General features: G+C 67.5%; 8 protein-coding genes. 3 read left to right on the top strand and 5 right to left on the bottom strand.

The window, feature by feature from the left end:
- Nucleotides 1–294 precede the first annotated feature (294 nt).
- The 4 genes from prpF to PSK12I2_RS0121820 form a co-directional block, all read right to left on the bottom strand.
- Nucleotides 295–1,440, bottom strand: a complete 1,146-nt coding sequence (gene prpF / locus PSK12I2_RS0121835; protein WP_027600075.1) for a 2-methylaconitate cis-trans isomerase PrpF — start codon at nucleotides 1,438–1,440, stop codon at nucleotides 295–297.
- Between the two features lie 20 nt (nucleotides 1,441–1,460).
- Entirely contained in the window at nucleotides 1,461–2,351 is an 891-nt protein-coding gene (gene yghX, locus PSK12I2_RS0121830; protein WP_027600074.1) for a YghX family hydrolase, read from the bottom strand.
- A gap of 109 nt (nucleotides 2,352–2,460) precedes the next feature.
- Nucleotides 2,461–6,579, bottom strand: a complete 4,119-nt coding sequence (locus tag PSK12I2_RS0121825) for a CheR family methyltransferase (protein WP_027600073.1) — start codon at nucleotides 6,577–6,579, stop codon at nucleotides 2,461–2,463.
- Between the two features lie 737 nt (nucleotides 6,580–7,316).
- Complete coding sequence (locus tag PSK12I2_RS0121820) at nucleotides 7,317–9,650, bottom strand: DNA polymerase II (RefSeq protein WP_027600072.1); 2,334 nt, start codon at nucleotides 9,648–9,650, stop codon at nucleotides 7,317–7,319.
- A gap of 210 nt (nucleotides 9,651–9,860) precedes the next feature.
- On the opposite strand from PSK12I2_RS0121820, the gene PSK12I2_RS0121815 reads away from it, so the two are divergent.
- Together PSK12I2_RS0121815 and PSK12I2_RS0121810 are read left to right on the top strand one after the other, a co-directional pair.
- Nucleotides 9,861–10,553: a 3'-5' exonuclease gene (locus tag PSK12I2_RS0121815; protein ID WP_027600071.1), complete on the top strand. Its 693-nt coding sequence runs from the start codon at nucleotides 9,861–9,863 to the stop codon at nucleotides 10,551–10,553.
- Between the two features lie 85 nt (nucleotides 10,554–10,638).
- Nucleotides 10,639–11,682 carry a zinc-dependent alcohol dehydrogenase family protein gene (locus PSK12I2_RS0121810; RefSeq protein WP_027600070.1) on the top strand — a complete coding sequence of 348 codons (1,044 nt, stop codon included), beginning with the start codon at nucleotides 10,639–10,641 and terminating at the stop codon, nucleotides 11,680–11,682.
- A 6-nt stretch (nucleotides 11,683–11,688) separates the two neighbouring features.
- Here PSK12I2_RS0121810 and PSK12I2_RS0121805 read toward each other — a convergent pair whose 3' ends face one another.
- Nucleotides 11,689–12,180: a hypothetical protein gene (locus PSK12I2_RS0121805; protein ID WP_169742435.1), complete on the bottom strand. Its 492-nt coding sequence runs from the start codon at nucleotides 12,178–12,180 to the stop codon at nucleotides 11,689–11,691.
- A gap of 243 nt (nucleotides 12,181–12,423) precedes the next feature.
- On the opposite strand from PSK12I2_RS0121805, the gene PSK12I2_RS0121800 reads away from it, so the two are divergent.
- Nucleotides 12,424–13,443, top strand: coding sequence for a branched-chain amino acid aminotransferase (locus PSK12I2_RS0121800; protein WP_027600068.1), 1,020 nt, complete (start codon nucleotides 12,424–12,426; stop codon nucleotides 13,441–13,443).
- The last annotated feature ends 514 nt before the right edge of the window (nucleotides 13,444–13,957 follow it).

Raw genomic sequence — 13,957 nt, 5'->3', positions numbered from 1 at the left:
GGGCGCTCCAGCGCGGAGGTATCCCTCCGTTGGCCTTCGCTGCGCTCAACCCAACCTACGCGGCCGATCTCGGCCGTAGTGTGGATAACGGCGCAGCCTTATCCACGGATGGAGCAGGGCTTGCCCAGCGGAAAACGCTGCGCGGTTTTCCACGCTACGGTGACTTGGCCAAGACGCCCGAACCACACGCCGCGCCAGGCTCGACCGCCCCCTCTCCCCCTGGGAGAGGGTTGGGGTGAGGGCGCTCCAGCGCCGAGGTATCCCTCCGTTGGGCTTCGCTGCGCTCAACCCAACCTACTCTGCCGGTACCCGTACCCAGCCTTCCATCAGGCGCCGGGCGCTGCGGCTCATGCTGGCCTTTTCCACCTGCCAGACGCCGCCGACCTCGCGCGCCCGGGCGCCGACCGCCACGGTGCCGGCGGTATGGCCTATGCGGACCTGGCGGCCGTCCAGGTCGCCGGTCAGGGTGTGGACCAGGGTCCCCGGCAGCGCCGCGGCCACCGCCACGGCGACCGCGCCGGTGCCGGGGATGGCGTGGTGCAGCTTGCCCATGGAGATCATCCGCGCGATGACGTCGAGTTCCTCGGCCTGGACCTGCTTGCCACCCGCCACCCGGTAGGTCTGGGGTGGGGCGATCAGGCACAGCTTGGGCGTATGCGGCCGCTCCGCCGTGGCCTGGGCGGCGGTCGCGGCCAGCCCCATGGCCACCGCGCCCGCCGCGCGCAGGGCCTCCAGGCGCGCCAGCAGCGGCCCATCGCCGTTGACCTGCGCCTGGGTTTCGGTGCCGCTCAGGCCCAGGGTCTCGGCGCGCACGAAGACGGTAGGATTACCGGCATTGAGCAGGGTCACCGGCAGCCGGCCCAGTCCCGGGACGTCCAGTTCGTCGACCGCCCGCCCGGTGGGCAGCACACTGCCGTCGCTGCCCGCCGGATCGAGAAAGTCGAGCACCACCTCGGCGGCCGGAAAGGCCACGCCGTCGAAGCGAAAATCGCCCTCCTCCTGCACCTCGCCATTGGCCATGGGAACGTGGGCGAGGATGCGCTTGCCCAGGTTGGCCTGCCAGATGCGCACCCTGGCCAGGCCGTCGCGCGGCGCCTGGACCAGGCCCTCGCTGATGGCGAAGGGGCCGACGGCAGCGCTGAGATTGCCGCAGTTACCCGACCAGTCGATCACCGGTACCTCGATGGCCGGGGCGCCGAACAGATAGTCGACGTCACAGTCCGGGCGGCAGGACGGCGCGATCACCACCACCTTGCTGGTGCTGGAGGTGGCTCCGCCCAGGCCGTCGATCTGCTTGCCGTAGGGATCGGGGCTGCCGATCACCCGCAGCAGCAGCGCATCGCGCGCCGGACCGGCCGGCGGCAGGTCGCGGGCATGAAAGAACACGCCCTTGCTGGAACCGCCACGCATGTAGACGGCGGGGATACGCAGTTGCGGCATCAGAGGTCTCCGTCAGGTGCCTAGGCGAGATAGCGGCCGAACCAGCCCAGGGTGCGGTCCCAGGCCAGGCGCGCAGCGGCTTCGTCGTAGCGCGGGGTGGAATCGTTGTGGAAGCCATGGTTGGTGCCGGCATAGCGATGCACCTCGTAGGTCTTGCCGGCCGCCTGGAGCGCCGCTTCGTAGGCGGCGGCGCCCTCGTTGATGCGCGGATCGTTCTCGGCGTAGTGGATCAGCAGCGGCGCCTTGATCGCGGCCACCTCCTCGGGGCGCGGCTGACGTCCATAGAAGGGCACGGCGGCAGCCAGTTCCGGGTAGGCCACGGCGGCCGCGTTGGCCACCCCGCCGCCATAGCAGAAGCCGGTGATGCCGACCTTGCCCGTGCTGAATTCGTGACCCATCAGGGTTTCCACGGCGGCGAAGAAATCGTTCATCAGCTTTTCCGGATCGACCTGCTGCTGCAGTTCGCGACCCTTGTCGTCGTTGCCGGGATAGCCGCCCATGGCGGTCAGGCCATCCGGCGCCAGGGTCAGGTAGCCGGCCTTGGCCAGGCGCCGGGCGACGTCTTCGATATAGGGATTGAGGCCGCGATTCTCGTGGACCACCACCACCGCCGGCACCTTGCCGCTGGCCTTGGCCGGGCGCACCAGATAGCCACGGACGCGGCCATGGCCCTTGGGCGAGGGGTAGTAGACGTATTCGGCGACGATGTCCGGATCGGTGAACTCGACTTGGGTGGCCAGGGCATAGTTGGGCGTCAGGGCCGCCAGCACGCCGGTGGCCGACAGCCCCAGCACCGCGGCGCAGGCGCCGGCGCGGTCGAGGAAGTCGCGGCGGCTGATGCGACCGTGCACATAGAAGTCGTAGAGCTCGAGCAGTTCGGGCGAGAAATCCTTGGCGGTGAGACGGGTCATCGCGGCGCTCCTCTGGCGGGAAACGGGGCCGCCGGCCCGGTTGGGCGGGCGCCCCGATGGCTCCCGAGTGTGCCGCGAATCGTCTGACTAAGCTACCGTCCGCGCGCCCTCAACCGGACGCCTGCAGCTCCTGCAGGATGGCGATCAGCGCCTCGAAACTGACCGGCTTGTTCAGATGCCGGGCGAAACCCGCCGCCCGCGCCTTGTCGATGTCCAGCCGGGTGCCGTAGCCGGACAGCGCCACCGCCGGCGTGCCGACATTGCGATCGCCCGCCCGTATCTGGCGCAGGAATTCGTGGCCGTCCATCTCCGGCATGCCGATGTCGGAGAGGATGACGTCGAAATCCTGCGCCTGGGCCAGCGCCAGGCCGCTCTGGGAGTCGGTCGCGGCGGTGACCAGGATGCCCTCCTCTTCGAGCAGCAGTTGCAGGGTCTCGACGATATCGGGGGAATCGTCCACCAGCAGCACCCGCAGCCCGACAACGGACTGGCCTTCCGCCTGCGCCTCGTCCAGCTGGCGTTCGTCGTCCTGGCACAGCGGCAGCCAGACGCTGAAGCGCGCGCCCAGGCCAAGGCCCTCGGAATGGGCTTCGATGCGCCCGCCATGGGCCTCCACCAGCTGCTTGACCAGCGCCAGGCCGATGCCCAGGCCATGCTGGGCGCGAGCGGTGTATTTCATTTCCGCCTGGCCGAACATGTCGAACACCCGCGGCAGGAAATCCGCTGCTATGCCCTGCCCGGTATCGGTGACGTCCAGCCGCGCCTCGTCGCCGTCCACCCCCAGGCTGATCTCCACCTGGCCGCCGGCCGGGGTGAACTTGATGGCGTTGTTGAGCAGATTCCAGACGATCTGGCCAATGCGGGTGGCATCCGCCTGGACATGCAGCGGCGTCTCCGGCAGCCGGGTGCAACTCACCTGCACCTCGCCTGCCAGCGGACGAATCACGTCGGCGATCTCGCGCAGCTGCTGGGCCAGGTCCAGACTCCGGCGCTCCAGCTTGAGCTTGCCGGTACGGATGCGCGGCAGGTCGAGCAGGTCATCGATGATCTGTGCCTGGCTGCGCACCGCGCGCTGGATGGCTTCGGTAGCACGGCGCGCCAGGGGTACCTCGCGCAGCACCGGCGAACGGGTCAGCAGCTCGCTGTTGAGCTGGATGAGATTGAGCGGGTGCTTGAGTTCATGGGACATCACCGCGAAGAACTCGTCCTTGAGCTTGCCCAGCGCCTGACTCTGGGCCAGGTGGTTGGCCGTTTCACTGGCGCGTACGTGATCGGCGGTGGCATCCCGGGCGATCTTGGCGTAGCCCTCACCGCCAGAGGCGTTGCTCATACGGCTGAGCACCCCGGTGCAGTACAGCCGGCTGCCGTCCTTGCGTCTCAGCCAGCGTTCGTCGTGGGCGACGCCCGCTTCCCGGGCCTGGCGCATCTCGGCGTCCGGTACCTGGGCGGCGACGTCTTCCGGGGTGAAGATCAGGCCCATTGGCTGGCCCAGGGCCTCGCGCTCGCTGTAGCCGAACAGCCGGGTGGCACCGCCGTTCCAGCTGTTGATGATGCCGGCGGCATCCAGGGTGACGATGGCGTAGTCCTGGATGTTCTGCGCCACCAGGCGCATGTTTTCTTCGCCGGCGCGGGCGCGATCCTGCGCCAGGCGCCGGTCGGTGATGTCGATGAAGGTCAGCACCGCGCCCTCGATGCGATCCTCGGCGGTGCGATAGGGCAGCAGTCGCGCCAAATACCAGCGCTCGTCCTGGCTGCGCACCTCGCGCTCGATCAGCCGGAGCGATTCGAAGACCTGGTTGGCGTCGGCGGCCAGCTCGGGGTAGTCCAGCCGATGGGTGATGTCGAGCAGCGAACGCCCGGTATCGCTGACGATCATGTTGAAGATGCTCACCGCGCGCGGAGTGAATCTCTTGATGCGCATGCCGCGATCGACGAACACCGTGGCGATGTCGGTGGAGGTGATGAGGTTCTGCAGATCGTCGTTGATCTTGCCGGTTTCCTCGATCTTGGACTTGAGCTCGTAGTTGACGGTGATCAGTTCCTCGTTGATCGATTGCAGTTCTTCCTTGCTGGTCTCCAGTTCCTCGGTGGCCGACCGCAATTCCTCGTTGATCGCCTGCAGCTCTTCGTTGGACGCCTTGAGCTCCTCGGTAGAGGTCTCGGACTGCTCGATGGTCAGCTGCAACTGCTCCTTGGTGCGCTGCAGCTCGGCCTCCAGCTGGGTGAGCACGCTGTCCTTGGCCTCGGTGTGATCGCCGCCGGCGTCGGTGCTCATGACGTCTTCGACTTCGTCGAAGAGCACCAGCATGTAGTCGGTACTGGTGTCGCTGTCGCGGAAGGGGCGCACCACCATGTTGATGTAGTAGCTGCGGTCGTCGCGCTGGATATGCACGCGACGCGCCTCGACGCTCTTGTTGCTCTGCAACGCCTGGAACAGCGCCGTACGCAGCTCCAGGCGCAGTTCCTCCAGCACCAGCGCTGGCAGGCTGTAGCTGGGCTCGCCGCCGACGTAGCGCAGAAAGCGCCCGGCCCGCTCGGACATGTGCACGATATTGGATTCGCGGTCGACGATGATGCTCGGCGGCGCGTACTGCTCCAGCACCCGCTGATGCACCTCGGCGAAGGAGACCTTCTTGCGCCGGCCGACCTGGTGCGGCGGCAGGCGCACGCTGTGCATGCCCGGATTGAGATTGAGCAGCGGCGTGGGCCGCACCACGCTGGTGGTGTGCTTGGCGCGGTAGATGCGGTTCTTCTTGTCCACCGTGGCGAACAGACTGCTCTGCACGTCGGCCGACTCGGAACTGCCGAGGAACAGATAGCCACCCGGCTTGAGGGCGAAATGGAAGGTGTGCAGGATCTCGGCCTGCACCTCGCGATCCAGATAGATCAGCAGGTTGCGGCAGCTGATGAGATCCAGGCGGGAAAACGGCGGATCGCTGAGCAGGTTGTGCTGGGCGAACAGCACCTTCTCGCGCAGCTCCTTTTTCACCCGGTACTGATTCTGCTCCTTGAGCAGGTGCTGGCGCAGGCGCGCGGGGGCGACGTCGGTGACGATGGAGCCCGGATAGACGCCATGCCGGGCCACCGCCAGGGCATGCTCGTCGAGATCGGTGGCGAACACCTGCAGCCGGGCGCCGGACTGGCGCAACTCGGCCTGTTCGGTCAGCAGCATGGCCAGCGAATAGGCTTCCTCGCCACTGGAACAGGCGGCGCTCCAGACGCGCAATTCCTGGTCGTCTTCGTTGACCGGCAGGTGCTCGAACAACTCCGGAATGACATCGCGTTCCAGGGCCTCAAAGGCCTCGCGATCGCGAAAGAAGTTGGTCACGCCGATGAGCATGTCCTTGAGCAGCGCCGGCGTCTCTTCCGGATGCTCATGGAGAAAGCCGGCATAGGCCGGCATGTCGGCGATGGCGTTGACCTGCATGCGCCGCTCCACCCGGCGCAGCACCGTGGCGGTCTTGTACTGCTTGAAATTGTGTCCGGTGCGGGTGCGCAGCAGGGTGAGGATGTCGCGTAGCGCCAGCTGCATGGCCTTGCTGGACGGACCGGGCACCCGGGACTCATAGTCCAGCTGGCGCAATTCGCTCTGGCTCAGGCTGCTGATGGTGGTGGCCAGTTCCAGCAGCTTCTGCGGCATCTCCACCACGGGCAGGATGAAATCCACGGCGCCCGCGGCAATGGCGCTGCTGGGCATGGAGTCGAATTCGGCATCTTCCGGCGCCTGGGCCAGGGTCACCCCGCCCTGCTCCTTGATCCGCCCCAGGCCCACGGCACCATCGGCGCCGTTGCCCGAGAGGACGATGGCCACGGCATGGGTCCGGTGCACATCGGCCAGGGTGCGAAAGAACAGATCCACCGCCACATGATCGCCCTGGGGGCGTTCCGATGGGCTGAGACGCAGATAGCCATCGTTCATGGTCAGGTCATGGCCTGGCGGAATCACATAGACGTGCTCGGCCTGGATGGGCACCGGCTGGGTGACCTGATGCACCGGCAGGCGGGTGGCGCGCTGCAGGATCTGGTCAAGGTTGCTTTGGTGTTCCCGCGACAGGTGCATCACCACCACGAAGGCCATGCCGCAGTCGGCCGGCAGGGCTTCGAAGAAGCGCAGCAGGGCCTGGATCCCCCCGGCGGAAGCCCCGATTCCCACCACCGGAAACGGCAGATCACTGGGGGTCAGGTGCTTGGGACTGTTGGGTTTGGCCACATCTGCCTGTTTGCTCATCTATCCGCCGTCAGAAAATCCGCAAGAAATCGTGATCGCCGCACCTGCACCGATCCAGCCAGGCCCTCCTCCCTTTCACCCGGAAAAGGCCTGCCGCCGGCCTGAGTATAACGAGCGCACGCCAAAGGGGCGGCCCTCATCCTGCCGCAAGAAGGCGTAGATCGGGGTGTACCGCCTGAATGGGACTGACGAGCGTCGGGCAAGTGCGAGCGAAACGCGGGAAAGGGGCGGGGTGAGGGTGTCCCACGCTCGGCCATTGGCTACACCGGAAACTACGCGTGGATGAGGCTGCGCCGTCATCCACCCTACGCAGGACCCACCCCCCACGCCGATTCGCCCCCTCTCCCGCCTGCGGGAGAGGGCGGGGGTGAGGGTGCTTCAGGCGGCGCGAGTGGCCACGTCAGGAAGCACGCGTGGATGAGGCTGCGCCGTTATCCGCCCTACGCCGAACTCACCCCCCACGCCGATCCGCCCCCTCTCCCGCCTGCGGGAGAGGGCTGGGGTGAGGGTGTTCCTGGCTACGTGAGTGGCCACACCGGAAACTACGCGTGGATGAGGCTGCGCCGTCATCCACCCTACGCAGGACCCACCACCCATGCCGATCCGCCCCCTCTCCCGCCTGCAGGAGAGGGCTGGGGTGAGGGTGCTCCAGGCAGCGCGAGTGGCCACACCGGAAACTACGCGTGGATGAGTTGCGCCGTTATCCGCCCTACGCGGCAACATCACTCCAGCCCCCCCTAGAACAACCCCATTTGCTGATCCAACAGCCGGTCGAAGCGGTCGCCGACGAAGGGCAGGATGGCGTCGGCCACCGGGGCCAGCTGGCGCTGCACGTAGTGGTCGTAGTCCGGCGGCGCATGGGGCAGCTCGACCGGTTCGGCGCCGGCGGTGGTGATCAGGTAGCTGATCCAGCCGCCGCGGCGAAAGCGGCTGCGGCGGCCCAGGCGGGCGCCTTCCGCCTCCAGCAGGCGCGCCGCGCGGACCTGGGGCGAGAGGTTGCTCTGGTATTCCTCCAGCGGCCGGCGCAGGCGCTTGCGATAGACCAGCAGGTCGTCAAGGTCGCCGGCGCGGGTGCGGGCGACGAAGTCGCGCACATAGTCCTCATGGGGCTCGCCGGTGAAGATGCGCAGGTAGAGCTCGCGCTGGAAGCGCTGGGCCAGCGGCGACCAGTCGCTGCGCACCGTCTCCAGCCCCTTGAACACCAGCTCCGGCTGGCCATCGGCAGCGGGGCGCAGCCCGGCGTATCTCTTCTTGCTGCCCTCCTCCGCGCCGCGGATGGTGGGCATGAGAAAGCGGCTGAAGTGGGTCTCGTACTGCAGCTCCAGGTGGCTTTCCAGCCCCAGCTCGGTCTGCAGCTGCGCGCGCCAGTAGGCGTTGACCGCCGCCACCAGGTCGCGACCGATGCGCTCGGCCTCGGCCTCTTCGTGAGCGCGGCCGAGCCAGACGAAGGTGGAATCGGTGTCGCCATAGATCACCCGATGGCCACGCGCCTCGATCAGCTCGCGGGTCTGGTGCATCACCGCATGACCGCGCAGGGTGATGGACGAGGCCAGGCGGTGATCGAAGAAGCGGCAGTGCGGGGTGCCCAGCACGCCATAGAAGCTGTTCATGATGATCTTCAGCGCCTGGGCCAGGGGCGCATTGCCGGCGCGCTTGGCCGCATCGCGCCCCTCCCAGACCCGCGCCACCATCTCCGGCAGGCAGTGCCGGGTGCGATGGAAGCGCGCGCCGCGAAAGCCCGGTACCGTCTCCGCCTCGGGCAGCGCCAGGCCCTCCACCAGGCCCACCGGATCGATGAGAAAGGTGCGGATCAGCGAGGGATAGAGACTCTTGTAATCCAGCACCAGCACCGAGTCGTAGAGCCCGGGCCGCGAATCCATGACGAAGCCGCCGGGGCTGGCCTCGGGCGGCTGGGCGCCGAGATTGGGCGCGACGAAACCCTGGCGGTGCATCAGCGGCAGATAGAGGTGGTAGAAGGCGGCGATGGAGGCGCCATGCCGCTCCAGCGGCAAGCCGGTGACGCTGGCCCGCTCCAGCAGGAAGCGCAGCAGGCCGGTCTTGGCGAAGATGCGCGTGACCAGTTCGCAATCCACCAGGTTGTAGCGCGCCAGGGCGCTCTTCTCGCCGGCGAACATGCGATTAATCGAGGCCATGCGGTCGTGGGGATTGTCGATGGCCTTGCCCTCGCCCAGCAGGGTGCGGCTGACGTTCTCCAGGCTGTAGGAGGGAAACACCCAGGTCGCCGACTTGAGCGCCTCCACCCCGTCGATGATCGGCCGCCCGGCCAGCAGGGCGTGGAAGGGCCGGCCCTGGCCGCCGGGTTCGTAGCGATCGTCCTCGACGGCGCCGCGGCCCAGGTGCAGGGTCACGCCCAGTTTGCGCGCGTGCTCGTGGAGCACGCGGATGTCGAATTGCAGCACGCTCCAGCCGATGATGACGTCGGGATCATGACGCGCCATCCAGGCATTGAGGCGTTCGAGCAGGGTGGCGCGGTCGGCGACATATTCCAGGTCGAAGTCCACCGCGGCGTCTTCCCCGGTCGGCGGGCCGAGCATGTACACCTGGCGCTGGCCGCAGCCGTGCAGGCCGATGCTGTAGAGCTCGCCGCGCTCGCTGGTCTCGATGTCCAGCGACAGGGTGCGCAGCGTGGGGCGGTAGTCGGGATCCGGCCGCAGGGGCGCGCCCTCGGCGGTGGGCAGCGTCACCGGCGCGGTGATGAAGCGCTCCATGAGAAAGCGATCCGCCGGGGCGATATCCGTCTCGTAGACGTCGATGCCGGCGGCGGGGAGGCGCTGCTCCAGTTCGCGCAGGGTGCGATAGCGCGGCGCATAGAGCCCCAGGACGGGGCGCCGCTGGAAGTCCTGCAGCGCCAGCTCGCGGATCTCCACCCCGGCCGGCAGCAGGCGCTCGATGTCCGCCCGTCGTGCGGCCGGGGCAAAGGCCACCGCCTGTTGCCCCGGCACCCGCAGCTGGTGCGGACCGCTGTCGGTGGCGAACCAGAACACCAGCTCCATCCCGGTGGAAGTCTCGCGCCAGAGGCGTGTCAGCAAGAAACCCTGGACGGCGGCCAAAGCGGTGGCGCTCCTCGACATGGATGAAAGACCCATTCTCGCAAGGCCAGCCGATACAGGCGACCTCGGCGCGCCCGGTGGTCCGCTCGTCGCCCCCGCCGAATGGCCTGTGTCCTGTGGCGATGATCTTGCATCGAATGCCCACACCCGTCGTAGAGCCGACTGTTCGGCGCCTGGGCGCACCCTAGCTTTCAGTTGTCAGGCCGTGTCATGAATCCGTTGTCGTCGTCGTTTCCCACCGCTGCCGCACCCCGCTACAACGCCCAGCAAGCGCGCGTGCGCGAGCAGGCGCGTCGCTGGCTGGAACAGGACGTCCTGGTGCTGGATACCGAGGCGACCGGCCTGGGCGAGGATGCCCAGCTGATCGAGGTGGCGGTCATGACCCTCAGTGGCCGGGTGCTGCTCGATACCCTGGTCCGCCCAGGCATCGCCGTACCGCGCGAGGCGACCCTGATCCACGGCCTGACCGACGCCCACCTGGCCCAGGCGCCGCGCTTTCCCGAGGTGTTCGCCACCCTCTGGCCGCTGCTGCGGGGCCGCACCGTGCTGGCCTATGGCATGGCCTTCGACTATCGCCTGCTGGCGCACAATGCCCGCCTCCACGGCCAGGCCCTGCCGCCGGAACTGGAGCGCGAGACGCCGCCGGTGCAACTGGTGGATGGCACCCGCCTGCACTGCCTGATGCAGCTCTATGCGCACTTCTGGCAGGAGCCGAGTCTGGACAGCCGCAGCCAGGATGGCTGGCGCCGCAAGTCCCTGGCCATGGCCGCCCGCCAGCAGGGCGTCGTGGTCCAGGAAACCCATCGCGCCCTGCCCGATTGCCGACTCAAGGCCGCCCTGGTGCAGGCGCTGGCCGGGGAGGCACCGGCCACCTGGCAGGGTCTGCAGGCGCTGGCGGGCTAGCCGAGCGGCAAGGTACCGGCTGGCAGACAGGCTAACGCTGCGCGACTTGCCATACTGGAGTCGTCATCCCGCCCGAGGCCCTGCCATGAAAGCCGTCGTCTACGAAGCCTTTTCCGCGCCACCCCGCCTGTGCACGGTGCCGGACCCCACTCCCGAAGCCCATGGTGTGGTGCTCAGGGTCATGGCCACTGGCGTCTGCCGCAGTGACTGGCACGGCTGGGTCGGCCATGACAGCGACATCGAATTGCCCCATGTGCCGGGCCACGAACTGGCCGGGGTGGTCGAGGCGGTGGGCAGGGACGTGACCCTCTGGCGCGTCGGCGACCGGGTGACGGTGCCCTTCGTCGGTGGCTGCGGCGCCTGTCCGCAGTGCCATGCCGGTCACCAGCAGGTCTGCGATCACCAGTTCCAGCCCGGCTTCACCCACTGGGGATCCTTCGCCCAGTACGTCGGCATCCACCAGGCCGATCTCAATCTGGTCGCCCTGCCCGAGCAACTGGACTTCGCCACCGCGGCCAGCCTGGGCTGCCGTTTCGTGACGGCCTTTCGCGCGGTGGTCGATCAGGGCCGGGTCAGCGCCGGCCAGTGGGTGGCGGTGCACGGCTGCGGTGGCGTCGGCCTCTCGGCGATCATGATCGCCCGCGCCCTGGGCGCCCAGGTGGTGGCCATCGACATCACTGCCGACAAGCTGGCCCTGGCGCGTCGCCTCGGCGCGGTGGCGACGATCGATGCCACCCAGGTGGCCAGCGTGCCCGAAGCGGTGCAGGAACTGACCGGCGGCGGTGCGCACGTCTCGCTCGATGCCCTCGGCCATCCCATCACCTGCTGCAATTCCATCGCCTGCCTGCGCAAGCGCGGCAGGCACGTCCAGGTCGGACTGCTGCTGGGTGACCAGGCGACCCCGGCGCTACCGATGAACCTGGTGATCGCCCGGGAACTGGAGGTCCTCGGCAGCCACGGCATGCAGGCCCATCGCTACGACGTGCTGATGGCCATGCTGCGCCAGGGCACCCTGGCGCCGGAGAAACTGATCGGCCGCGAGATCAGCCTGGCCGAATCCGGCGCGGCGCTGATGCACATGGACAGGTTCGAAGGCACCGGGGTGACCGTCATCACCCGCTTCGACTAGTCCGGGCTAGTCGGCCTCCGCCGCCTGCAACACCCAGCGCAGGCCCTGCAGGTCCTCGGCGGACAGGGTCTCGCGCAGGCGGCAGAGGCGATAGTGAACGCGAGTGTTCATGGCCACCCACTCCAGGTCCTGGCGGGTGGGCTGGGCGACGAAGTATTCGCCATAGCGCTCGTCCAGCCCGGCCATGCGGTACTGGCCCTTGAGCGGCAGATAGATCTGGTTGTTCATCTCCCAGCGACTGGCGCTGCAGCCATGGAAGCGCACCTTGTCGCCAAAGGTGGACAGCTGGGTGCGAAAATCGGTGGTGGCATTGCCCGCACTGGTCTTGAACTGGCTGGCGATGACGCTGAAGACGATACCTTCCGGCGAAGGCGCGCCCCGCCATTCGATGACCCGGCGATTGAGCGCCGTGTCGAATCCATCGGTGAAGATACCGGCGGCCTGCGCCGTGAGCGTTGGCAGGGTCAAGGCACCCAGCAACGCCATCATTGTTTTCAAAACGAGCTCCTGGTGATGACCCCGGCGTCTAGCCTGAGGCAGCAGGCCGAGGCGGCAAAGGGCCAGCTTCAGACTTTGGAGACCCGATTGGCTGAAAGGTGCCCCCGCCGGTCCGGATAAGCGGTATCTTTCACAGTCTAGCGACGAGCCCGCCTCGTCCACCCCCTTGAACCGTCGCCGGCGAGGCGTACGGCCCGACAACGAAACGACCGGCCAAGCCGCCGGAGAGCACTGCGAGGATCTATGAGCGCTGCGGACATCGATTGGAAGACCCTCGGTTTCGACTACATCAAGACCGACTTCCGCTATATCGCCACCTATCGCAACGGCAGCTGGGGACCCGGCGAGCTGACTCGCGACAACCAGCTGCACATCAGCGAAGGCTCCACGGCCATTCACTACGGCCAGCAGTGCTTCGAAGGCCTCAAGGCCTATCGCTGCCAGGACGGCTCCATCAACCTGTTCCGCCCCGACCGCAACGCCGCGCGCATGCACAAGAGCTGCGCCCGCCTGCTGATGCCGCCGGTCCCCACCGAGATGTTCATCGACGCCTGCCAGCAGGTGGTCAAGGCCAACGAGGCCTGGATCCCGCCCTACGGCACCGGTGGCGCCTTCTACCTGCGCCCCTTCGTCATCGGCGTGGGTGACAACATCGGCGTACGCACCGCCCCCGAATTCCACTTCGTGGTGTTCGGCATCCCGGTCGGCGCCTACTTCAAGGGCGGCATGACCCCGCACAACTTCGTCATCTCCAGCTACGACCGCGCCGCGCCCCAGGGCACCGGCGCCGCCAAGGTCGGCGGCAACTACGCCGCCAGCCTGATGCCCGGCGCCCAGGCCAAGGCCGAAGGCTTCGCCGACTGCATCTACCTGGACCCCCTGACCCATCGCAAGATCGAGGAAGTCGGCTCGGCCAACTTCTTCGCCATCACCGGCGACGGCAAGTTCGTCACCCCGCGCTCCGAGTCGGTGCTGCCGGGCGTGACCCGCATGTCGCTGATGGACCTGGCGCGCGAGCGGCTGAACCTGGAAGTGGTCGAGGGCGACGTCCATATCGACCAGCTCGACCAGTTCGTCGAAGCCGGCGCCTGCGGCACCGCAGCGGTCATCACCCCCATCGGCGGCATCCAGTACGGCGAGAAGCTGCACGTCTTCCACAGCCTGACCGAAGTCGGCCCGGTGACGCGCAAGCTGTACGAAGAACTGACTGGCATCCAGACCGGCGACAAGCCGGCGCCGGAGGGTTGGATCGTCAAGGTCTGACTCGCGGTTGGTTTGGTTTGAAGAAGGCGCCTCAGGGCGCCTTTTTCATTGGACAAGGGGTTGGCGGTAGGTTGGGTTGAGCGCAAGCGAAGCCCAACGCTACGGTGCTACAGGCTTGGCTTTGTCGGTGCCTTGGCTGCTTATCGAGTGCGTTGACGGTTTTGATTTCGCCCACCCGGGCGAGTCACTTTTGCCAATCGCGGCTGCGCGCCCCGGACAAAAGTAACCAAAAACGCTTGCTCCGGGTCCGCTCACGCCAGCGCCGCTCCGGGATCGGCCTACACGGGCCGTCCATGGCCCGTTAGGCCTCTCGCCGCATCCATGCGGCTCGACCCACTCCACGACACTGGCGTTCGCCCTCCTGAACGGGGCGATTCACGTGCCTGATGCTTTGGGTGCAAACCGGTAGGGTGGACAACGGCGCAGCCTTGTCCACGCGTTAAGCGTTACTCCCTCAGTGGAAAACGCTGCGCGGTTTTCCACGCTACAACCTGTGAACACCCAAGTATCAGGC

It is taken from the genome of Pseudomonas sp. MOIL14HWK12:I2, assembly GCF_000510745.1.
GTDB lineage: Bacteria > Pseudomonadota > Gammaproteobacteria > Pseudomonadales > Pseudomonadaceae > Chryseomonas > Chryseomonas oryzihabitans.
This window is presented reverse-complemented; position numbering and strand designations above follow the sequence as displayed.